Here is a 21,949-nt window from a genome sequence, read left to right as displayed (position 1 = left end):
AAGCTTTTGGAGTGACCTAGCTTTCCGCTTGTCTCCAACTTGAACCGCTTTAAATACGCGCTTTTGAAGGCGGAAAAGGTTTCGGCGGAATTTCTTCCACGGTAGGGCTTTCCAAGATTCACTAGTTTTTACACTGTGTCTAATCATTTTCTCTTCTAGAGTTTTGTATTTTCTGAACACCTCAGACCAATTACGGTCTGTCCTACCCGAATTGTGGGGATTCCTCCGCTCGTCTGGGCTACTTGGGGTTCGACCGCCCCTAGACCCACAACTCGTTTTTATTCGTTCCCTCGGAGAGATTGATTGTTCCTTTAGATGTAGCCAATTCGACTGCTGGATTCCCTGGACTCTTGCCGTTGCTGAAAACCATGTTCGGCGGGGATGAACTCCAGCAAGGTCAGGGTTTTCTGTTGCGCCCTGCCTGTAGATAAGTCGCTTTTTTAGGCTCTGTTTCATCATGGGAACTCCCTGTTAGCGCCAGTGTCAACCCGCAACGGTCGTCTGATTGCGCCCTGTTCCCAGCTTCACTCTACAAGAACCGAGCTTGTTCGGTGTGGGCAGGTAAGGAGTCAATTCTGAGTCTGAATGGCAAGGCTTACACTTGCATCTGACCGAGAGTTCAGCCTTTAATGACAGTAATCTGCTGTCGGGCTGGCTTAGTTATGTACGGGCTGTTTACCGTGATTCTCTAAGCAACGAATCGCACATTTTCTTCTACTGTAATTATTTGGCATCGTCTTTGGCTTAAACTCAGTAAGGCACTGCTACCACAAGCATTTGCAGGTGCGATCGCAGCATCCACTTCATCTGCCCAAATATCTCCTTTCTCTGATGCAATCGCTGCTTTATCTATTATAAATTGTGGGGCACGACTTAATCCGACAAGGACGCACGGCAAAAAGGTATAGCCCAATTCTTCGGCGGCGGAACGGGGAGATAAATCAGGTTGTGGCGGTTCGCTCAAAAGCGCGGGAGAATGGGCGCAAGGAATTTGAAAGGTTCGCACTAGCAAATGGCTAATTACGGCTTCTGCACCCGCTAAAGGATCGACACCTTCACCGTGGCGGTATTTTTGTACTGCCTCCTCATCCATATCATCGGGGAAACGGGCAACAACTGCGATCGCTTCTGCCCCCGCTTTTTTAATTAATATCTCAGCTGCCCTTAACAAGCTATCCGGGTTGCCAATTGTTCCCCAACTAGCTCCCGATGCTGTAGTCCGCAATTCTACATTTAATGGTGCATCAGTAATTACATAATCTGTTAAGGTCAATCCGAGAGTTGCTCTGACTGCATCGGCGGCTTGTATATGTCGTAGTCGTAACTCTGGCTCAATAGCTTGGTCTAAAAGCAAACCTACTTTGTTGGTGCGGACTGGACGCAAACCCCAGCATCCAGAGGCGAATTTGTCAAGCCCGTAACCTTCAACATAGAAAGCGTTTGGAAGGTTCCAATACAAACTTGCGCCATTCAGGACATTGGGGTGAGTAATTAGGCGATCGCAAACCTGTGCTATAACTTTGGCAACAGGCAAAGCATCTCCTGCATAACCCCCAATGGCAGCCCCAACGCCTGTTGGTACAATTAAAATAGCGGTATATGGACGATTCATCTTAAGTTAAGAGTGCTGAGTGATGAGTGATGAGTTTATGAATCACAAGCCATCAAATCCTAACTCTTGTACAGACGCGATTAATCGCGTCTCTCTTAATCGCGTCTATCCTAACTCTTAACTGTCGTGACAACGGCTTCAACTGTAGCTTTTTGTTCGTCAGCATCCACAGAAGTAACTGCCCAACGCAGAGGTTCCCCTTGTTTTTTCAACTCTGTTTCAATTACTTCTAGTAACTCTGCGGGAGTTTCTTGTAAATCAATTTCTGCGGTAATAAAATGAGTCGTCATTTTGGTAAATCCTGTTGATTTGTAGTTTCTAGAATAGCTGATATCAGTTGCGATGAAATACTTATGTAATTTCTTAGATTTGGTAATCTCCACGAACAGTTATTCAGTTATGAATAATCATCCGATATACTGATAACTGTTCGCTGATTATTTGCCTTTGCCAAATTGTAACTGATAAACTACGTCTTCCTTTTCCGTCTCAAGTTTCAAATCAGAAAGGGGTTTGGCAACACAAAGCAATACGTAACCTTGCTTTTGCAAATCTGGACTAACGCCCATACCATCAGTTTGATCCACAGTTCCCTCGCTTATTTGACCGGCGCAAGTTGTGCAGACACCTGCATTACAAGAACTCGGCAGTTCCAAACCAGCAGCATCGGCAACTGATAAGATCGTTTCATTTTCAGGAACTTGCAAGGTATGAATTTTGCCTTGGTGATCAATTTCTACGGTGTAAGTTTTGGGCATATACAAAAGAAGGTCATGCTACGGACAAATTTATTAGTTTATCTGAATTAGTTAAAAATATCCAGATGTTACTATAAAAATTTAGGTTAAAGATTGATAATTATAGCAACTAATTCTGAACAATTTTTAGATTAGTAACATTAATTACTATACAATACACAAATAAATTAGTTAAATTTGCTTACTATAAATATGCGCGTAGGCGTAGCCCGCCGTAGGCATCGCGTTTCTTTAGAGACTGTATCTGTAAGTCTGCCTTTTGGCATTGGTTCAATGTCTTGGAAAGTTGACACCACACAAAAGAAAGCGGCTTAGTCGCTTTATGTGGAATTGGTGACGCGCATTGCTATACAACCTTTGGAAGTTGACCAGGGTTTAGTACGAGAAGCGATGAACTCTCTTTATAGTTTATTTGGTACAACCCGCGAAGTTCTCAAAGCCGCCGAGCTGGATGTGGGTGCTTCTCGTGATTCAGTGGGGGGAATTGCGATCGCTGTAAATCAACAATATACACTATGTAGCGATGGTTGCACTCACCAACAAACTTTAGTCATCAATGTTATAAGGTTGACTCTTAAGGTTACAGCATAAAGCCTTAGAGCTAGAACATAAAGCCTTGAGGTCATAACATTAAGGCTTCAGGCTATAAAATAAAGCCTTAAAGTTACAACATTAAGCCTTAGAGCTAAAACATAAAGCCTTAAGGTTACAACATTAAGCCTTAAAGTTAAAGCGATCGCTGTTGACATAGAATACAGACCATTTATAGGGGCACAGCAATGCTCATTTGTGTCAACTTAAGCTTAAACCCTTATTGCACAAGCATTTTACCCCACCCTAACCCTCCCCGTATGTATTGGGGAGGGAACTAGATTTCCGGCTTCCCCCCAATGCATCGGGGGGATTGAGGGGGGTAATTTGACTTGTGTGTACACGGTAGCCTTAGCAACGGGAGGGGAAGTTTTGCCTTTAGACAAAACTGGGGTGGAGTGACGCGGATAGTGATTGTAAGCAAGTGGACTTAATACCAGGTGATTCTAGGGCTTTGACGTTAAGTTGACACCTATGATCATTGCTGTGCGTTATTGTCTATTGCTTAAACATAATATTATTTTGCCAAAAATCAACCTTTGATGATTAAATTCCGAGAAATCACGGGCATCAATAAAAACTTTTACTAAAAAAATGCGTTTTTTGCTGAACCATAATCCAGGTTGATTGAGAGAAAATAGCCCTGTAAAGCTATTAAAAGCGTAAATTTATGCCTCGAAAAAAACGTAGTTCCCGAATTCTAGAAAAAGCTGAATTTAGAGTTGCCGGCTTGAAAGCTATCGATCCAAATATCAATTTTGATGATACTTACAACTTGCAAAACTTGACTCAATTAATAGACAATTTTCACAATATGCTTGATGAGTATAACGCTGCTCTAGCTATGATTGACTCTTCTAGAAAAAAGCTGGATGAGATGGAAAAAACCTTAAGTCAGGTTTCAGACAAAATGCTGACTGGGGTTGGTTTCAAGTACGGCAAAAACAGCAACGAATATGAACTTGCAGGCGGCGTTAGAGACAGCGAACGTATCCGTAAAAGCAGGTTGACACGCTTGAAATCTAACACAGATAAAACATCACATGAAAATGCAATAACCGCCTAGTACCGCAAAGCGGAAGTCAAAAGTTAACACTGAGCGTTCGCGCAGCGTCTCGCAGAGAAGTCGAAGTGTCAAAAGGCTTATAGAATCTGCTTTTAACTTTTTTAGAATGATATCTGTAAAAATTCAAGGTGTCCACCAGAACCCCGACTTCCTAAAGAAGTCGGGGTTCTATTTCATCACGAATGATTCAGGAATGCTATATCAGTAAACCAAAAAGTTTTTAAGAGAAGAGCGATCCATAGAAAGTATGTAGCTTATGATACTTACAAATACAGAATATTCTGACTAGCAGACATAGTATAGATTATGATTACTTATGATTAGCTAGCCGAAAATGGTCAATATTAACCTGATGGAATATAGATGCTTTCAACGACTTGATATTTCCGCTCAATAGCTTGAGATAAAAATGCTAACATTTGTTTTAATACAAAAAGTGTGCGATAAATTAATCGACTACCTTTCCTTTTTAGGCTGATTTTGAGCCGAAGTAGATTAACCCAAATATTAACAAGATATTGGATATACCAACAAATAGTAATCTCAAGACTGGATTTTTATTATTAGTTTTAATTCGACAAATATTTTTCAGCCTATAACTAGTTTCAATCCCAAATCTTTTTCGATAATCTTGATAGATGTAATCTAGATTTGTTTTTACCTTGTGAGCAACATAAACAAAGTATTTAACTCCACGCTGATTATGCTTTCCCTTTCGATATTTACAAATAATCCATACATCAAATGTAACTGAATCATCTTTATCCCTGGTTATTGTATAAGTAGTTTTATAACTTTTCCTGCCCTTTAAAAATTGCTTTATTCCTCCTTTCTTTCCCGTCTTGATAGCAGGCATAAGAAAAGGAATATCTAATGCCTGCAACCATCGGATTACAGGAGTATTAAAAAAGCCTCTATCTAAATAGAGTTTCTTCACATTTATTTTAAGAGAGTCGAGTTCTGCTAATAAATATGTAATCAGAGCAACACTAGTATCTAATTGGCGAACACCTCTAATTGCAAGGGTTACACGCTTATTATTAGTAATCACATATAAAGTTGCATAAGCGTAAAATGAATGAGTACCAGCTTTGGCTTGACTTTGATATATGTATGCTGATTCCCCTGATGTTGGCTTACCATAATAGCAAATTAAATTTAAATCAATCGCTATTTTTAAACAACCTTTTTTTAATCCTAAAGGAATTCGGCTTTTTAATGCAAGATTAATTTGTGTCTCTAGTTCCTCAAAATTATTAATCTTGTTGAGATGGTATCTAATATCATTGGCTGTGGGAACATTCTTTAATAGTTTAGCTGTGTTCTCAATACTATCTCCACTACTAGCTGCCTTTATTAGAATCTCAAATAAAGTTTTTTGGTCGCATACACCTTGAGTTTCAATGGAGAAATTTTCTACCAAACACTCAATAACTTGATCAAGGGTTTCTGAGTCTGTTAACGTCGGTTCTTCCGTAGACTCTCTCCTTTTGGTTTTTCCTAGAGATGAAATAGTCAATTTTCTCAGCCAAATATACGACACACTAGTTTGATCATTTCATATTTTGAAATACTGCAAAATATGATAACTATTTATTATATTGTCTGTATTTAATAATACTTGCTCTACTTATCTATTTATTGGTGATGCCTGTGGTGTGAGTAGCGATCGCCCTTTTGGAAAAACTTTTTGGTTTACTGTATATAGTAAACTTTGTATTAATCCAGAACTTCCGAAATCTTAAAATTGAATGACCAGGTTTATACATGATAAATTTGCCAAAGACTATCTAGAAGAACTACTAAAAGATTACGGAGAAGTCAAGGCATCAGAAAAAGTCTCAGGAGAGATTAAAGAAATAGATGTTTTATTCACTCCTGCTAAACAGCAAAGCTCTAATATCCAAATACTGGGTTTGCTAGGAAGATTTGCCCAACAGCCTGCAATTATATAGGACTCCTATTTGATTTTTGAAAAAACTCCGTACATCTGGAGAGTAGCGAAATCAAAGGTAGTGTGTCGGATAAACCACTCAAACATCCACTTTAAATGAGAGAATGAAGGAACCAAAGCACAAAAACGTCGAACCCATGTTTTAGCCTGCAACCAAATATCCTCAATAGGATTTTGTACTGGGCAATTGGGAGCTTTAGCGTTCGCAATGTATTTTCCATTGTTCAGATGACAACCCAAGATTTACCTCGTCCAAAAAACCTCGAACTTCTTTAGAACGGTGGTAACTAGCGCCATCCCAAAAAATTAGTAATTGCTGATCGGGAGAGTCAGCTAGCAGATATTGTAGGTAATCAATAGTATTTTTTGAATTTCCCGCATCATAAGCTTTGAGAACTAATTTTCCTTGCAGATAGTCAATTGCCCCATAGTATGTCTGCTTATCTCGTTCATTAACAACTGGGACTGATATTTCTTGGTCACTTTTTCCCCATACGTAACCATCTTATTTCTCCCCACATTAAATGGCATTCATCAATTAGCAGTACTCTCAACTTTCCTGTTTCGATTTCCACGCTTGTGATGTGCCAGCAATGTCTCAATCTCTTTTTTTTTGCTGCAACAGCATTCTCGTCGGCTTTGGGATTCAGCTTTGTGGTTTTCTTCCAACTGATGTCAGCGGCATCAAATAAGTCGTAGTAACTTTGTTTTGAATCATAAACTACGTCGTACTCAAAAGCTAATTTGTACTCCAGTTCACCCAGTTCCCAGCAGTTCTTGGTTTGCAGCCAACTCAACACTTCTTCTCGCTGTTCAGCACTCAGGTAGCTTTTTCTCACGAGTGTAGTTCAAGCACAGTCCATTAATTCCATCCTGCTCATAGGCTTGTTTCCAGCCTGTTATCGAGCCTAAAGACACATCTAGAATAGCTTGGATTTCTTCGTACAAGTAATCTTGGTAAATCAATTTAACTGCCAAAGCTTTTCTTGCTTCACGGGCATCACGACAAGCTGCTATGAAATCTTGTAACTCAGCGATGGCTACGCCCGCCGCAGGCATCGCAGTTGCCACTCCTCCAGGTAGTATTGCCGATTGTAGATGCTGGTTTATCATTGTCTGCTCTTACACTTGTCAACTCATCCGTATTATCTCGTAGTCTTTTTCAAAAATCAAATAGGATTCCTATAGTTTACAACTTGCGCGAAAACTTGAGAGTAAATCAAGAATTAGAAGCAGATGATAGGGAGTTAATTATGCGACTAGAACCACTTTATCAAAGAGACAGAGAACAAGCCAAAGAAGAGGGAAGGCAAGAGGGCAGGCAAGAAGGAAGACAAGAGGGCAGGCAAGAAGGAAGGCAAGAAGGAAAAGAAGACTTAATACTGCGTCTACTAAATCGTCGTATTGGTGAAATTGATGCATCATTAATCGGGCAAATTAAAGGTTTATCGATTGAACAATTAGAGAATTTAGGAGAGGCATTGCTAGATTTTTCTAGTGTTGCTGATTTAGAAACTTGGTTAAACCAACAATCAAGCTAAATTCATTTCGATTGATAATGAGCTAATTATGCGACTAGAGCCACTTTATCAAAGAGACAGAGAACAAGCCAAAGAAGAGGGAAGGCAAGAAGGAAGGCAAGAGGGCAGGCAAGAAGGAAGGCAAGAAGGAAGGCAAGAAGGAAAAGAAGACTTAATACTGCGTCTACTAAATCGCCGTATTGGTGAAATTGATGCATCATTAATCGGGCAAATTAAAGGTTTATCGATCGAACAATTAGAGAATTTAGGAGAGGCATTGCTAGACTTTTCTAATGTTGCTGATTTAGAAACTTGGTTAAACCAACAATCAATCTAATTCATTATTGCTACACCTTGCGACTAGAAGTCGCGGCTATACAGACTTGTGTTGAGCGAAGTCGAAATACAAAACCCACCTACGTGGGTTAAAAATTCTTGATTTACTCTTAGTCCACGGAGGTGGACTTTGTTTATGTAGTAGCGAATTCTATTCGCCTCATACTTTTCAAAATTTCAGTATAAAAAACCTGCAAACAACCGATTACCACTAAGGCTTTCAGTAATAAAAGTAAGCTAAACTCTTATAGCCAAGTATTGACTAAAAATATTTCATAATTAAAGATAGAACATCCCAATGGAGAACATAAAAATGCTAGAACAATATCGTAAACACGTTGCTGAAAGAGCAGCACTCGGTATTCCCCCTTTACCATTGGATGCGAAGCAAACATCAGAATTATGTGAATTACTGAAAAATCCGCCCAAGGGTCAAGAGGAGATATTATTACATTTATTGAGCGATCGCGTTTCTCCTGGTGTCGATCCAGCAGCTTATGTCAAAGCTGGATTTCTTACCGCCATTGCCAAGGAAGAAATCACCAGTCCGTTGATTGCGCCCATCGAAGCGGTGCAATTGCTGGGCACAATGATCGGTGGTTACAATGTGCAATCTTTAATCGATTTGCTACAATTGCCCACTGTATCCCTCTCCGACTCATCCGAAACACCTCTGGTAATGGGTGGACAAGGAAAGGAACCCATTTCCGCCTACGCCGCCAACGCCTTAAGCAAAATACTCTTAGTGTACGACGCTTACCACGATGTTTTAGAGTTGTCTAAAACCAATCCTTTCGCCAAGCGGGTGATTGACTCTTGGGCGGAAGCTGAATGGTTTACCCTCCGCCCTACAGTTCCAGAAGCGATTACTGTCACCGTTTTTAAAGTTCCTGGCGAAACCAACACCGACGACTTATCCCCCGCCCAAAGCGCCACAACTCGCCCAGATATTCCCTTACACGCCTTAGTGATGTTAGAGTCACGGCAACCGGGAAGCTTGGCAACCATTGCCGAGTTGAAGAAAAAAGGGCATCCTGTAGCTTACGTGGGGGATGTAGTTGGTACAGGTTCCTCGCGTAAATCTGCCATCAACTCCGTATTGTGGCATACAGGAAATAATATACCTTTTGTGCCAAACAAACGCGCTGGGGGTTATGTTTTAGGTGGTGCGATCGCGCCAATCTTCTTTAACACAGCAGAAGATGCCGGTGCTTTGCCTATTCAGTGCGATGTCACCAAACTAGAAACCGGTATGGTAATTACCATCCATCCCTACAAAGGCGAAATCACAAACGAAGCAGGCGAAGTCATTTCCACCTTTGCCCTCAAACCTGACACCATCCTCGATGAAGTTCGCGCAGGTGGACGCATCCCCCTACTTATCGGACGTACCCTCACCGACAAAACCCGTCTTGCACTTGGTTTAGAACACAGCACAGTCTTTACCCGTCCCCAGCAAGCCTTTGATACAGGCAAAGGCTACAGCTTGGCACAGAAAATGGTAGGTAAAGCTTGCGGATTACCTGGTGTGCGTCCCGGCACATCTTGCGAACCCATCATTACTACCGTTGGTTCTCAAGATACCACAGGCCCCATGACCCGCGACGAATTGACAGAACTCGCTTGTCTTGGTTTCAGTGCAGACTTAGTGATACAAAGTTTCTGCCACACAGCAGCTTATCCCAAACCAGTAGACATCCAAACCCATCACGAACTCCCCGACTTCTTTGCTTCTCGTGGCGGTGTCGCCCTCCGTCCCGGTGATGGTATTATCCACTCTTGGTTAAACCGGATGCTGCTACCCGATACCGTAGGAACTGGCGGCGACTCTCACACCCGCTTCCCCTTGGGTATTTCCTTCCCCGCCGGTTCTGGCTTGGTAGCCTTTGCAGCCGCCTTGGGTGTCATGCCTTTAGATATGCCAGAGTCAGTTTTGGTAAGATTCAAAGGTGAATTGCAACCAGGTATCACCCTACGGGATGTCGTGAATGCCATTCCCTACGTGGCAATTCAAAAAGGTTTGCTGACAGCAGAGAAGCAAAATAAGAAAAACGTTTTCTCCGGGCGAATTCTGGAAATAGAAGGTTTGCCAGATTTAAAAGTTGAACAAGCCTTTGAACTCACCGATGCTAGTGCGGAACGTTCTTGTGCCGGATGCACAATTAAGCTGAGTGTAGAGACAATTTCGGAATATCTGCGTTCTAACGTAGCGTTGCTGAAAAATATGATAGCACGAGGCTATCATGATCCGCGTACCATGTTGCGCCGTGTGGCAAAGATGGAAGAATGGTTAGCAAATCCCGTGTTATTAGAAGGCGATGCCGATGCGGAGTATGCTGAAATAATTGAAATTGATTTGAACGAAATCAAAGAGCCAATTGTTGCTGCTCCCAATGACCCCGATAATGTTAAATTATTATCGGAAGTTGCTAACGATCCAGTACAAGAAGTATTCCTCGGTTCTTGTATGACGAATATTGGTCATTATCGGGCAACAGCGAAAGTTTTGGAAGGCGCAGGTGAAGTAAAAACTCGCCTGTGGATAGCACCACCAACGCGCATGGATGAACACCAATTAAAAGAAGAAGGTGTATACAGCATTTTTGGGGCTGCGGGTGCGCGTACAGAAATGCCAGGATGCAGTTTGTGTATGGGTAATCAGGCGCGAGTTGCTGATGGCACAACAGTGTTTTCTACGTCTACCCGTAACTTCAATAATCGCATGGGTAAAGATGCGCGAGTGTATCTTGGTTCAGCAGAATTAGCCGCAGTTTGTGCGCTGCTGGGACGACTTCCGACAGTGCAGGAATATCTGGATATTGTGGCGAGTAGAATTGAGCCTTTTGCCGATGATTTGTATCGGTATTTGAACTTTGATCAAATCGCCGGTTTTGAGGATGAAGGGCGAGTGATTTCTAAAGAAGAACAAGCTTTGTTGGTCTAATCTAAATTAAGGTGGGCTTTTTTAGCTCACCTTGACATTAAATATTTTGAGGACGCGATAAATCGCGTCTCTACATGAGGGTTTTGGGCTTATCTGAACTGTATTGCGTTATTGCCATGAAAAGGATGTATCCTTTCATTTTCAAATACCTCTTGGGCAAGGATTTTTATATATCTACCCCTGTCTAAACTTGAGACAAAGTTAAGTTTGAGACTAAAGAAATTTTTAAACTGTCATTGGATAATAATTCTCAATATCAAATTTGCCAGGAATTTGGTTCTCCAGTTGGTAGGATTAAACTGAGTATAGGCGTAAAATGACGTAACCGTTCTAGCGTTCCTTCTACTGGCTCATCTAATTTTTTTGCAGCATGAACAATATGATCAGCAGGAATAATACCCTCTATCCAAGGTGCTAGTCCATCCAAATCCTGTGAAACGGCTACTAAATCATTTAAAGTTGGTGTGAAATTACCTAATGTCTCTACATCAATTTCAGGTACGCTAAATCCTAAAGCAGAGAATTTTAGTAAATGCCTGAGTGTTTCTAGTATAGGTTCATTCAGTCGAGCTGAAAATTGAATTACATGAATCAGAGAAAAACTATCTTCAACCCAAGGTTTTATTCCATTTAAATTTTGAGATAAAATTAGTATATCTCTAATTTTGACATTCCACTTTTTTAGTAATTTTAAGTTTACTAGTGGAAGTTTTAAATTTAGCAGAGAAGTAAATGCTTGGAAACGAATATAAATTTTTTCTACTGATTGATTCAATTCTGCTGCCCCCAAGACTAGATGCATCGCTGATACTTGTGCTTCTAACCAAGGGCTTTCTCCATCTAAGTTTTGGGATAGCAGAAGTAAATCATCTTCTGTTGGAATTAAATTCTCTAAGGCTGGCAGGTCTAATTGTGGTAATTGCAAACCTAAACAGACAAATTTTTCTAATCGCTGATAAGTAGCTGCTACTGATTTATTCAATTTTGCAGCCCCCAAGACTAAATGCATTGCTGATACCTGCGCTTCTAACCAAGGTCTTCTTCCATCCAAGTCTTGGGATAGCAGAAGTAAATCATCTTCTGTTGGAATTAAATTCTCTAAGGCTGGCAGGTCTAGTTGTGGTAATTGCAAACCTAAACAAACAAATTTTTCTAATTGCTGATAAGTAACTGCTACTGATTGATTCAATTGCTCTGCCCCCAAGACTAGATGCATTGCTGATACCTGCGCTTCTAACCAAAGGCTTCTTCTATTCAGGTCTTGGGATAGCAGAAGTAAATCATCTTCTGTTGGAATTAAATTCTCTAAGGCTGGCAGGTCTAATTGTGGTAATTGCAAACCTAAACAGACAAATTTTTCTAATTGCTGATAAGTAGCTGCTACTGATTGATTAAATTCTGCTGCCCCCAGGACTAGATGCATTGCTGATACTTGTGCTTCTAACCAAGGGCTTTCTCCATCGAGGTCTTGGGATAGTAGAAGTAAATCATCTTCTGTTGGAATTAAATCCTCTAAGGCTGGCGGGTCTAATTGTGGTAATTGCAAACCTAAACAGACAAATTTTTCTAATTGCTGATAAGTAACTGCTACTGATTTATTCAATTTTGCAGCCCCCAAGACTAAATGCATTGCTGATACCTGCGTCTTTAACCAAGGGCTTCTTCCGTTCAGTTTTTGGGACAGCAGCCATACATCATCTTTTATTGGAATTAAATCCTCTAAGCCTGGCAGGTCTAATTGTGGTAATTGCAAACCTAAACAGACAAATTTTTCTAATTGCTGATAAGTAGTTGCTACTGATTGATTCAATTTTGCAGCCCCCAAGACTAAATGCATTGCTGATACCTGTTCTTTTAACCAAAGATCACTTTCATCCAACCAAGACTCATTTTCATCCGGGTCTTGGAACAGTAGGCGGAAATCATTTTCTGTAAGAGTTAAAGACTTGATGCATTCTGAGTCAATATTTGGTATCTTAAATCCTAATTTTGGAGAAAACTGCTTTATGCGTCTAAGAAGCTCCTCTATTGTTTTATTCATTTTCTTTGACGCTAGTAGTATTTTATAAAAAAACGGTTCTTGCGGAGCTAACAATAAGCTATCCCCAGGTAAAAGTAAAATTCCTTTATCATTATGTTGGATGAGTTGAATAATTTCTTTAGTAAAAACTGTTTGCCTTAATCCATATTTTGTCAATAAACTTATTCGCTCAAATTCCAGCCATATACCAGCAATCTTATTAAGCTCGTTAAGTAAATCTAAACAATTGTGTGTATTTGTTTCTTGTAAGCATGTGTCTATTAACTCATCAATTAAAGAACAACTAACTTGAGCAATAGGTATATAAATATCCTTTTTCTCTTCTACTTGCCGAAAAATGTGAGCGAGAACCAAATTAGCCTGCTCAATGTGTTCTCGTATAACTAAATCCACTGCTGGATGATGACAAGTAACACGCAGTGTACGCCCCCTTCCAGAAGGATTCCAGCGAGCCTGTGCTATTGTAGAGCTTACATCGTTAGGTGTCAGGGGGTCAGACAAACCGATATGGTCTATCAAAACATCAGAGAGAGTGCGGATATCAATAGCTAGCAATCCTGCCAACTTCAGTAGATAACCCACCATTTTTTCTCGGATTTGCTGCTCTTCAGAATATCCACCCACTGTTAGTCTCGACTGTAGAGCTTCAGGACGGTCATCACGATCTATGCGCTCAACGTCTGCAAACAAGCAACGGGCAAGTTCCAACAAACGCTTTGGTTTCAATGTCTCCTTGCTTAGACGTGAGCTACACTGACTCACACTTTCCAAAGATTTAAGCAAGTTACTAGAAAGAGAGCCACCTTCTGATTCTGGCATCCAAAGCTCAAGTGTTTTCAGCAAGCATCGGTGTAGTAGCCATGCCATTACCGCATCTCTATCCTCTGTACGATCCTGATCTTGGAGACGTTGGGCTTTACGCACGAGACGAGGATTACTCTGATGTACTTTATCTATGGCACTCCGAATAACAGTTTCCGGTTTAGTTCCCTCTAATGACAGTGGATTTACCTTAGCTGCTTGTGTAAACCCACTAGCCAGTACTGCCTCACGCACAAATGGTGCAGTTACTACTAACGCTGTTTCAGCATCTGTCAGTTCAATGGGGGGATCGGAGCGAAACACTAACAAATCTAGCGCCTCTAGCACTCTGATTGGCAGTGCCTCATCTCGCCACTGATCTTGGGGAAAACTATTAATTGCTGCTTCCCACTCTTGCCAACAAGCAGCTAATATCTTAGCTACTTGCTGCTGGAGTTGTGCAACAATTAAATTTGCCTCAGTGCCTTTATTTTTCCAAAGTGGTGACTGTAATGCAGCTTCAGACCAGGGATTACTAGCTTTACCTTTACCTGTTGCCGCAGTAACGCTCTCACAAATTATCTGTGATAAGGTATTATCTTCAACAGCACTTTCATGAGCGTAGTAGATTTTCTGTGGCTGCTTACCTTGTTCTACTATTAAGATGTTTAGTCTTGCTTGTGTTTCGTCGAGAACTTCTTTTAAAGTACAGGCGAAGTGTTGTGGATCTAGTACCTCAGCCAGAGCTTTAGAGAAAAGACTAAACCCATCTTCACCTCCTACATACTGACTTACCTGACCAGGCCCACAGGCAAACACCATTACAAAACTACGCCGTGAAGCTTGTCGCCGATCACCTTTGCTCCAACCAACAAGATAAGTATTTTTGAAGCCTAACTTAACACCCTCACGGCAAGCATCAATGAAAAAGATAATAGTCTCTGCACCTGACTGATCGATGATGTCACCTATATCTGTAGTTACCAGATATTCTTCAACATACTCAGCGTCATCTAACACTGCATCGGATGGGATGAGGTAATCCTTACCTTTGCAATGCATTCCATGTCCTGAGAAATAAAGGAGCAGTGTCTCTACTCCTTGCGCCTCCTTGCATTCCCGCCGTAAGGCTTGTAATAATTTACTACGTCCAGTTTGTGAAATGCCATCTGTACCTAGCGAGTGGATAGTAAAGCCAGATTTTTCTAAAGAGGCGTGGAGGTTTTCTATATCTCGACAGACAATAGGTAGGTTGGTAATAGCATCACTTTCGTATTCAGGAACTCCAATCAGTAGCGCTCGACGTTTTTTCATTTACTACTCCGCAAAAGTTAGAGTAATTGCCCCTTTGCCACCTACCTTAGCTGTACCAATTAGCTCTACACCGCCTTCAGCACTCACCTCAACTTGAACTGTGACTTCTTTGAGCCGAAAGCCACCAACCTTCTTAATATCATTAAGCAAAGTACCTACTCCTTGGCATAACTTGTTTAAGTTATCTCGAAGTAATTCTGTGGGAATATCGCGTAAAACTACTTCTGCATCAAGAGAAAAAATGCCTTTTACTTCTTCGTCTTTGTCGGGTAGGCTCACTAAAATTGGAATCGTGTCCATCATTTATACCTTCTTCTAAAGTTTTAAACAGAGATAAAATTTACAAACAACCAAGTATTAATTCTAGCTTAGGCTTAACATAATATAATATAATTCTACTGATAAGTATAGATACTAGGTTTTTAAACTTACTATATGGGAGTAAAACAAAGGTGTAATTGTCTTTTTGATTAACCTCAAAGTGCGATCGCTGTAAACTGTTAAAGTCTAACTTCGTCTGAGATTACCACCTTGTTTGATGAAATTTTGCAACGAATGCGGGATAAAGTTTATTCTCGTCAGTATTTAATGACGCTACACGCTGAAGAAGAAATGAGCGATGACAATCTAACAATCTATGACATTGAAGAAGGCATCTTTACAGGCGAAATACTGGAACGTCAAAAAGATAAAGTGACAGCAGAATCTAAATATCGCATTAGAGGTTTAACTCTTGATGCAGGGGAAGTCGAAATAATTGCCAAGCTAAGTCCAACTGGAAAACTTGTTATCATTACAGTATACATACCCTAATAACAGGAAAGCGCCAAATGCTGTGTGATATTTGTGGAAGCGAAGGTGTAAAAGTCCGCCAAATTACTAGAACTTACGGCAAGGGTAAAGACCTGCTAGTAATAGAAAACATTCCAGTAATAACCTGTACTCATTGCGGCGAAAGTTATTTAACTGCTGAAACCCTTCACAGAATTCAACAAATTAAAACTAACCGGAAAAACTTAGCTGTGGAACGTCCTGTAGAAGTGGCTAGTTTTGGATCATGAATAATTGCCAAAATTAACTGTTGCTTCAGGTATTCTATTATTAAAAAGCATTTATGGACTTCTACACAACAGTTTTACAAAAGAGTGCTGGTTATTGGGTTGCTTTATGTTTAGAAAATGGGCTGGTAGGATAAGGGTTAAATCAAGAAGCAGCAATCAAGCAACTTAACGAAGCGATCGCCTCTTTTGTTCAGTCTATAAAATCGAATCTAATATTTACCATACTTCACTCACTATAGAAGAATTACATGAGTTTTTGGCAGTGGAAGACACTGAATTAGTATGATAAATCTTCGAGATCAAGAAAGTTTACGTCAAAGTTCGTAAATGTAGACGATCGTAGACTTCGGATATTAATGGCTGTACGATGTCTACGACGGGCTACGCCTACGCCATCTCACTAATTTTTTATACCAACCATAATTCATGTCTTCATCCCCAGATGCGCCTATAGTAGTCTGAGACTTGCTGCAATTGATTAGACAAGATCATAGTTGTTAGTTATCCATTTTTCTCCACCCTGCACAACGTTAGTAGGGAAGGGGTTGGGAGTTAAATCTATGACTCAACTTAGAAGCATAGACTAGATAGCCCTGAAAATGGGGCTGAAGCAGGAAATATAACTGTATTGTAACGGTGGCTTTAGTTGACGTTGCAAAAGTTTACATTTAGAATGGAGTCGTCAAAAACAGATAAGTATTTATTCTTATTTATCCTGATAATTTGACATTCAATGAGTATATGTTCTTATCTATATCAAAAATTTAATTTTCTAGAGTTAAAGAATGTTTACAAAAGTATTGATTCCTTAATACAATTAAATTAAAAGCGATAAGCCAAATTGATTGTCAGAAGTGATGAATGCTATTGAATTTCCCTGGCTAACAGCCATAATCCTCTTACCCTTGGTGGCTACCTTAGCCATCCCCCTAATCCCAGACAAGGAAGGTAGAACTGTCCGCTGGTATGGTCTGGGAGTTGCTTTTGCCGACTTTGCACTGATGATTTATGCCTTTTGGTATAACTACGACTTCCAGAGTTCAACACTCCAACTCGTAGAAAACTATCCTTGGATACCGCAGTTAGGTTTGCATTGGGCTGTGGGGGTTGATGGTTTATCGATGCCCTTACTACTTCTGACAGGCTTAATAAATACCCTCGCAATATTCGCGGCTTGGAAAGTTACCACCAAGCCGCGATTATTTTATGGTTTGATGTTAGCGATGTACAGCGCCCAACTTGGCGTATTTGTTGCCCAAGATTTGCTGTTGTTCTTCCTAATGTGGGAAATCGAGTTAGTGCCGGTTTACCTGCTGATTTCCATTTGGGGAGGACAAAACCGCCGTTATGCCGCTACCAAATTCATTCTTTACACCGCTGCTGCATCAATATTTATCTTGATTGCTGGTTTTGCAATGGCATTCTCTGGAGATACCATCACTTTCGACATGGCGACTCTAGGAATGAAAGAATATCCCAAAACCTTAGAATTGCTAGTTTATGCAGGTTTCTTAATAGCCTTCGGTGTGAAGTTACCAATTTTCCCTTTACACACTTGGCTACCTGATGCTCACGGTGAAGCATCAGCACCAGGTTCGATGATTTTGGCTGGTGTGTTGTTAAAAATGGGTGGTTATGCTCTCATCCGCTTCAATGTGGAAATGTTGCCCAATGCACATGTGACTTTTGCTCCAGTATTAGCAGTTTTGGGTGTGGTTAATATTGTTTACGGTGCTTGCTGTGCCTTTGCTCAAACCAATCTCAAACGCCGTTTGGCTTACTCTTCAATTGCCCACATGGGGTTTGTGCTGATTGGGATTGCCTCTTACACAGAGCTTGGTATCAGCGGTGCAGTATTACAGATGGTTTCCCACGGCTTGATTGCTGCTAGCTTGTTCTTCCTGTCTGGCGTGACTTACGATCGCACCCACACCTTGATGATGGATAAAATGGGCGGTATGGCCAAGGTAATGCCCAAAACCTTTGCTCTGTTTACCATTGGTTCAATGGCTTCTCTCGCCTTACCCGGAATGAGTGGTTTTGTGGGTGAGTTGATGGTGTTTCTGGGTATCGCCAGCAGTGATGTTTACAGTTCCAGTTTCAAAGTTGTAGTCGTGCTGTTGTCAGCAGTTGGCGTGATTTTGACACCGATTTATTTACTGTCGATGCTGCGTCAAGTGTTCTACGGTGAGCAAAATAAAGAGTTGCACTTGGATGCTGTAATATCTGATGTTAAACCCCGCGAAATATTTATTACTGCTTGTTTGCTACTGCCAATCATCGGAATCGGGTTTTATCCCAAGTTGGCAACGCAGACGTATGATGTGAAAGCAGTAGAATTAGCCGCTCATGCTCGTCAAGTTTTACCAGTTGTTGCTCATCAACAACCATCAAGTCTGTACTCGCGTATTTTCTCTGCACCAACATTGGCTACTTCTCAAGTTGAAAGTTCGATTAACATTTCTGAGTAAATTAACTTCCCATTAAGGGGTCTGCAAGTAAATTCTAAATATTAGGAGAATAAAGGGGTGGTTTCATAACCACCCCTAAAATTTTGGAATTATTGAGTTGAAATAGATTTTTAGGTAGGGGCAATTCATGTAGACGCATTCGCAGACAGATGCTACGCGAATACTAACGCACCTCACTCACTACCCCATGAATGCAACAATTGTTGTCAAGCTTGGACAATAAAGGTATCGCTACCGAATCACTGCTGTTGCTTTTGCTTTTTCGGCATCACAGGAGCCAAAAAATACTTGATGCCCGTTTATGCGGCGTAATCGGATAAAGTCGAGCTTAGGCTTGCTTATCTGAATTATCAAATTCTGCGACTCTATAAAAGTAATAGACATATCCAGAAATTAGTTATGCGTTACCTGCAACCCTTGTAGAGACGTTGTAATGTAATGTCTCTACATTCTTTTTCACCAGATGTTGAATACAAGAAGAAACGACAGAAATATCTCTGTAGCTTTAATGTTAGTTTTATTCATATACTAGCAAACGCAAGCCTGAATCTTAGAAAAAATTTAAGTTTTAATAAGTACCATATTTCCTCACAAGTTCCTCACATTCTTTTTTATCAGATGTCTAATATAAGAACAAATGACATAAATATCTCTATAGTTTTAAGATTGATTTTATTGATATTCCAGCAAAATCTAGCCTTAGTACTGACAAAGTTTAAGTTTTAATAAGTACTATATTTCCTCACAAGTTCCTCAGATTCTTTTTGTAACTTCAAGATAGAGACACTCAACTATTGCAATTAATTACCTTGAGGGTTTACAGCCTTCTGGCGTTGGGGTCTTTCGGCAAAAGCTAGACTACCTCTTTTTTTAGCAAAGGTATTGAGGCTTAATTCTACTTTTGCATCTACAGGAGAGTTATCTCATGGATTTTACAGAGAAATTGCCATTTTTTAATCTCAAGACTTTAGGCTATTACAGGTGAGTTCTACGAAGGTGTTGCTATACCTACACTAAGTTAATTCCTGCCACAGTTAAAAACGATTTAGTTTCTAAATAAAGTAAACCTTCTAGCAATTTATCCTGCACTAGTTAAATAGTTGAGGGAGATGCATTTTGACTGCATTTTTCATGAAAAAACAACTTTAACAACATAGGTACAATCAATATGAACTTTAAACAATTTGGTGTATTACTGTCTCTATCTACAATTCTTGGAATGAATGTGCTTACGACCAAGGTTTTGGCTGGAGAGCCTAGTATTACTTTTGGAGATGCACTCGGTTCTGGTGGATGTAGTGTTGCCGATCAGCTTCCTGGAGATGATGGTAGAAGCTTATCGATCGTCTTGGATAACTTTAGTGCATTCAATGGTCAGCGTCAAAAGTGTATTTTACGTGTTCAAACTTTTATTCCAAGTGGTTTTATAGTCCAAGATGTACAAGTACTGTACCAAGGAACTACTGATATTGATAGAGGGAGTAAAGGTACCAGCTTAAGCAGAACTTATAGCTTTAGTGGTGGTGCTCTTGGTCAAGCCGTAGCTCCCCCTAAAACTACCAAGTTTACATCTAGTAAGGCATTTGCGGAGCAAGATGAGATTACTGTTCTAGCTGCTACAGGTTTATGTAGTGGTGGTGGGCAAGGACTATTAGGTATTAATATGATTGCACAATCCTCACGAGCAAGTTCTATTTTCGTTGATACAGCCGATATCAATGCTGGGGATGTGAGACTTTATTTTGACCTAAAGCGTTGCTAGTAGTTGCTTTTAGCAATTCTGCGGATAGATGGTGATACACCGAACCAAATTCCAAATTTGGTGGTCTTCAATGAGTGATGGGTCTAAATCCCCCACTCATTGAATCTACCGAATGTATTCTTCTTTAAGATTACAAATTTCTGTTGATGGAGAGGAAGTTATGTTGAGATTAAGTGATGCACGTAATTTTTTCATATTAATCTGCTTGTTTTTTTTGTATTGTTATGATGGCAATTCATCTAGTACTGCTGCTGCAATAGACAACCAGCCAAAGTTTTTGGTTAATAAGAGATGTAATATAAGTTTCGATCCGCAAATAAATCAGTTTACACTTGGCTCTCCTATAACTGTAAACGCACAATCGCCAAGGGCTAGATGTATCGTTAGAATTGATACCTCTAATACTCAAAAGCAATTTAGGCTCGTGCCTTTAGCTTTAAAAGGTGTAGTCAAGAAAGCACCAGCACGAGTAGCTATCACATCATTTTTACTTGGCGATAAACCAACTCCATATCAAATGATCTATGGAAGTGCTATGAATTTTGATTTGACTAATCAAATACCTCCAACTAACTATACAACTACAGGAAAAAGTGTTTTAGGCGTTAATTTAGTATTAATGACGAACGGAGGAGAATTAGAGTTTACAGAAATGAAGTTTGCACTTCAACAACAATAAAATTTGGTTTTAGCGCTCCTTCAGGAGAAAGGTGAAGAACAGTAATATGTTGGGGTGGTGCGATCGCGGTTGATTAAATAGCAGTTCTCAATTCCATGTAATACAGTCCGTTTGTAGCCTTGGCGAATGGAATGACTCTGTTGGCGAATTGCGTAGGCGCAGCCCACCGTAGGTATCGCTATCCTCAAAAGCTTGAGATGTCGTAGCGTCTCACCTCAGAAATTGCGGTATGAGAGCTAATAATTTTTACTGAATCTAAAAAGAATTTATCATTACCAATGGCTTAGATTGGCTTGTAAACGAGTCTTCGATACTCGTGGATGAGTCTTTGATGACTCTTTTACTTCTTTAGCCTTTTTTTACAGGACTTCTCCAGCCCGAAAAATCTGTTCAGCAGTTAAATTCAACTCTGGGAATACTGGCGACTGAATGCGGTCATTTCCCCGAAATTGCCTAACTTGATACTCACCTTCAATTAATTGGTAAATCGAGATAGTTGGTTGTTTAGGATTGCCAATAAACCGCCTACCACCTAAACCTAAATAGTCTACAATCCAATATTCAAGAATGCCCAAAGACTCGTAATCCTCTAGTTTCAAAGCATAATCATCACTCCAGTTGGTTGAAACAACTTCTACAACCAACTTGACGGAACTACCCAGCGTAATGATAGATTCTTTTTTCCAGCGTGGTTCATTGCTGAGAGCTTGTCTATCAAGAACAATGACATCTGGTTCATAACCGGAATCAGTATTAAGTGACTTGATGACGCATTCTTTAGGGATAAAGCAAAGGATTGACAAACGGGCAATTTCAATAAACAAAGAACCATTTATAAACCCAGCTATCTCTGAGTGCTTCCCTCTTGGCTTAGGCATTTCAACAATTACCCCATCATGTAGTTCATAATGCCTGTCTGAAGATTCGGGATACCAAGCGATAAATTCATCAAATGTTACTTGTTTGGTTAAGGCTTGAGTCATGCTTTGCCTTTTGCTTGATGTCAAATTTGACCCCTCTCCAAACCTCTCCCCGACAC

Annotated in this window: 16 protein-coding genes and 6 pseudogenes; 11 read left to right on the top strand and 11 right to left on the bottom strand. The window is 40.3% G+C overall.

Features of this window, described 5'->3' with window-relative positions:
* From CDG76_RS23410 to CDG76_RS23395, 4 genes are all read right to left on the bottom strand, one after another.
* Positions 1-147: reverse transcriptase N-terminal domain-containing protein (locus CDG76_RS23410; protein ID WP_190240968.1), on the bottom strand; the 147-nt coding region annotated here is incomplete at its 3' end.
* A 541-nt stretch (positions 148-688) separates the two neighbouring features.
* A complete protein-coding gene (locus tag CDG76_RS23405) occupies positions 689-1,612 on the bottom strand; it encodes a DUF3326 domain-containing protein (RefSeq protein WP_223265345.1) in 924 nt (307 codons plus the stop codon).
* A gap of 110 nt (positions 1,613-1,722) precedes the next feature.
* On the bottom strand, positions 1,723-1,902 hold the full coding sequence (locus CDG76_RS23400; RefSeq protein WP_094351499.1) for a hypothetical protein: 180 nt from the start codon (positions 1,900-1,902) through the stop codon (positions 1,723-1,725).
* Positions 1,903-2,049: 147 nt separating this feature from the next.
* The gene (locus CDG76_RS23395) at positions 2,050-2,370 is read right to left on the bottom strand and encodes a 2Fe-2S iron-sulfur cluster-binding protein (protein ID WP_094351299.1); all 321 of its coding nucleotides are present in this window, start codon (positions 2,368-2,370) and stop codon (positions 2,050-2,052) included.
* 273 nt (positions 2,371-2,643) lie between these two features.
* Between CDG76_RS23395 and CDG76_RS38550 the strand changes: the two are divergent.
* Both CDG76_RS38550 and CDG76_RS23385 read left to right on the top strand, forming a co-directional pair.
* Positions 2,644-2,868, top strand: a pseudogene (locus tag CDG76_RS38550) (hypothetical protein); the annotation flags it as partial.
* Between the two features lie 763 nt (positions 2,869-3,631).
* A complete protein-coding gene (locus CDG76_RS23385; RefSeq protein WP_094351297.1) occupies positions 3,632-4,027 on the top strand; it encodes a hypothetical protein in 396 nt (131 codons plus the stop codon).
* A gap of 344 nt (positions 4,028-4,371) precedes the next feature.
* On the opposite strand, the pseudogene CDG76_RS23380 reads toward CDG76_RS23385, so the two are convergent.
* Positions 4,372-5,546: pseudogene (locus tag CDG76_RS23380) on the bottom strand (ISH3 family transposase).
* 232 nt (positions 5,547-5,778) lie between these two features.
* Between CDG76_RS23380 and CDG76_RS23375 the strand changes: the two are divergent.
* A pseudogene (locus CDG76_RS23375) lies at positions 5,779-5,979 on the top strand (DUF4351 domain-containing protein); the annotation flags it as partial.
* A gap of 8 nt (positions 5,980-5,987) precedes the next feature.
* On the opposite strand, the pseudogene CDG76_RS23370 reads toward CDG76_RS23375, so the two are convergent.
* A pseudogene (locus tag CDG76_RS23370) lies at positions 5,988-7,094 on the bottom strand (IS630 family transposase).
* Positions 7,095-7,159: 65 nt separating this feature from the next.
* On the opposite strand from CDG76_RS23370, the pseudogene CDG76_RS23365 reads away from it, so the two are divergent.
* The 3 genes and pseudogenes from CDG76_RS23365 to acnB form a co-directional block, all read left to right on the top strand.
* A pseudogene (locus tag CDG76_RS23365) lies at positions 7,160-7,522 on the top strand (DUF4351 domain-containing protein); the annotation flags it as partial.
* 13 nt (positions 7,523-7,535) lie between these two features.
* Positions 7,536-7,838 (top strand): annotated as a pseudogene (locus CDG76_RS23360) (DUF4351 domain-containing protein); the annotation flags it as partial.
* Positions 7,839-8,150: 312 nt separating this feature from the next.
* The gene (gene acnB, locus CDG76_RS23355; RefSeq protein WP_094351295.1) at positions 8,151-10,781 is read left to right on the top strand and encodes a bifunctional aconitate hydratase 2/2-methylisocitrate dehydratase; all 2,631 of its coding nucleotides are present in this window, start codon (positions 8,151-8,153) and stop codon (positions 10,779-10,781) included.
* A 256-nt stretch (positions 10,782-11,037) separates the two neighbouring features.
* Here acnB and CDG76_RS23350 read toward each other — a convergent pair whose 3' ends face one another.
* Positions 11,038-14,937, bottom strand: coding sequence for a caspase family protein (locus tag CDG76_RS23350; protein ID WP_094351294.1), 3,900 nt, complete (start codon positions 14,935-14,937; stop codon positions 11,038-11,040).
* Between the two features lie 3 nt (positions 14,938-14,940).
* Entirely contained in the window at positions 14,941-15,240 is a 300-nt protein-coding gene (locus CDG76_RS23345; protein WP_143854155.1) for a Pepco domain-containing protein, read from the bottom strand.
* A 228-nt stretch (positions 15,241-15,468) separates the two neighbouring features.
* On the opposite strand from CDG76_RS23345, the gene CDG76_RS23340 reads away from it, so the two are divergent.
* From CDG76_RS23340 to CDG76_RS23325, 3 genes are all read left to right on the top strand, one after another.
* Positions 15,469-15,750, top strand: a complete 282-nt coding sequence (locus CDG76_RS23340; protein ID WP_223265343.1) for a DUF4258 domain-containing protein — start codon at positions 15,469-15,471, stop codon at positions 15,748-15,750.
* A 17-nt stretch (positions 15,751-15,767) separates the two neighbouring features.
* Entirely contained in the window at positions 15,768-15,998 is a 231-nt protein-coding gene (locus CDG76_RS23335; protein WP_094351292.1) for a type II toxin-antitoxin system MqsA family antitoxin, read from the top strand.
* Between the two features lie 857 nt (positions 15,999-16,855).
* Complete coding sequence (locus tag CDG76_RS23325) at positions 16,856-18,469, top strand: NAD(P)H-quinone oxidoreductase subunit 4 (RefSeq protein WP_094351291.1); 1,614 nt, start codon at positions 16,856-16,858, stop codon at positions 18,467-18,469.
* A 231-nt stretch (positions 18,470-18,700) separates the two neighbouring features.
* On the opposite strand, the gene CDG76_RS37600 is transcribed toward CDG76_RS23325, so the two are convergent.
* On the bottom strand, positions 18,701-18,853 hold the full coding sequence (locus CDG76_RS37600) for a hypothetical protein (RefSeq protein WP_190240954.1): 153 nt from the start codon (positions 18,851-18,853) through the stop codon (positions 18,701-18,703).
* 784 nt (positions 18,854-19,637) lie between these two features.
* On the opposite strand from CDG76_RS37600, the gene CDG76_RS23320 reads away from it, so the two are divergent.
* Both CDG76_RS23320 and CDG76_RS23315 read left to right on the top strand, forming a co-directional pair.
* Positions 19,638-20,231: a DUF4360 domain-containing protein gene (locus CDG76_RS23320; protein ID WP_094351290.1), complete on the top strand. Its 594-nt coding sequence runs from the start codon at positions 19,638-19,640 to the stop codon at positions 20,229-20,231.
* A gap of 112 nt (positions 20,232-20,343) precedes the next feature.
* A complete protein-coding gene (locus CDG76_RS23315; RefSeq protein WP_094351289.1) occupies positions 20,344-20,910 on the top strand; it encodes a hypothetical protein in 567 nt (188 codons plus the stop codon).
* Positions 20,911-20,930: 20 nt separating this feature from the next.
* Here the strand turns inward: CDG76_RS23315 and CDG76_RS37595 are convergent, their stop codons facing one another.
* Positions 20,931-21,098, bottom strand: coding sequence for a hypothetical protein (locus CDG76_RS37595; RefSeq protein ID WP_190240953.1), 168 nt, complete (start codon positions 21,096-21,098; stop codon positions 20,931-20,933).
* Between the two features lie 171 nt (positions 21,099-21,269).
* Positions 21,270-21,893, bottom strand: coding sequence for a Uma2 family endonuclease (locus tag CDG76_RS23310; protein ID WP_094351288.1), 624 nt, complete (start codon positions 21,891-21,893; stop codon positions 21,270-21,272).
* Positions 21,894-21,949 lie beyond the last annotated feature (56 nt).

The organism is Nostoc sp. 'Peltigera membranacea cyanobiont' 210A (assembly GCF_002246015.1).
Lineage (GTDB): Bacteria > Cyanobacteriota > Cyanobacteriia > Cyanobacteriales > Nostocaceae > Nostoc.
The sequence above is the reverse complement of the archived record's forward strand: the minus strand, read 5'-3'. Positions and strand labels throughout refer to the sequence as shown.

What these genes read in the sequence shown, in the direction of transcription:
- CDG76_RS23405 (WP_223265345.1), bottom strand. Translation starts at nt 1,612, where the DNA reads ATGAATCGTCCATATACCGCTATTTTAATTGTACCAACAGGCGTTGGG.
- CDG76_RS23400 (WP_094351499.1), bottom strand. Translation starts at nt 1,902, where the DNA reads ATGACGACTCATTTTATTACCGCAGAAATTGATTTACAAGAAACTCCC.
- CDG76_RS23395 (WP_094351299.1), bottom strand. Translation starts at nt 2,370, where the DNA reads ATGCCCAAAACTTACACCGTAGAAATTGATCACCAAGGCAAAATTCAT.
- CDG76_RS23385 (WP_094351297.1), top strand. Translation starts at nt 3,632, where the DNA reads ATGCCTCGAAAAAAACGTAGTTCCCGAATTCTAGAAAAAGCTGAATTT.
- acnB (WP_094351295.1), top strand. Translation starts at nt 8,151, where the DNA reads ATGCTAGAACAATATCGTAAACACGTTGCTGAAAGAGCAGCACTCGGT.
- CDG76_RS23350 (WP_094351294.1), bottom strand. Translation starts at nt 14,937, where the DNA reads ATGAAAAAACGTCGAGCGCTACTGATTGGAGTTCCTGAATACGAAAGT.
- CDG76_RS23345 (WP_143854155.1), bottom strand. Translation starts at nt 15,240, where the DNA reads ATGATGGACACGATTCCAATTTTAGTGAGCCTACCCGACAAAGACGAA.
- CDG76_RS23335 (WP_094351292.1), top strand. Translation starts at nt 15,768, where the DNA reads ATGCTGTGTGATATTTGTGGAAGCGAAGGTGTAAAAGTCCGCCAAATT.
- CDG76_RS23325 (WP_094351291.1), top strand. Translation starts at nt 16,856, where the DNA reads ATGAATGCTATTGAATTTCCCTGGCTAACAGCCATAATCCTCTTACCC.
- CDG76_RS37600 (WP_190240954.1), bottom strand. Translation starts at nt 18,853, where the DNA reads ATGTCTATTACTTTTATAGAGTCGCAGAATTTGATAATTCAGATAAGC.
- CDG76_RS23320 (WP_094351290.1), top strand. Translation starts at nt 19,638, where the DNA reads ATGAACTTTAAACAATTTGGTGTATTACTGTCTCTATCTACAATTCTT.
- CDG76_RS23315 (WP_094351289.1), top strand. Translation starts at nt 20,344, where the DNA reads ATGTATTCTTCTTTAAGATTACAAATTTCTGTTGATGGAGAGGAAGTT.
- CDG76_RS23310 (WP_094351288.1), bottom strand. Translation starts at nt 21,893, where the DNA reads ATGACTCAAGCCTTAACCAAACAAGTAACATTTGATGAATTTATCGCT.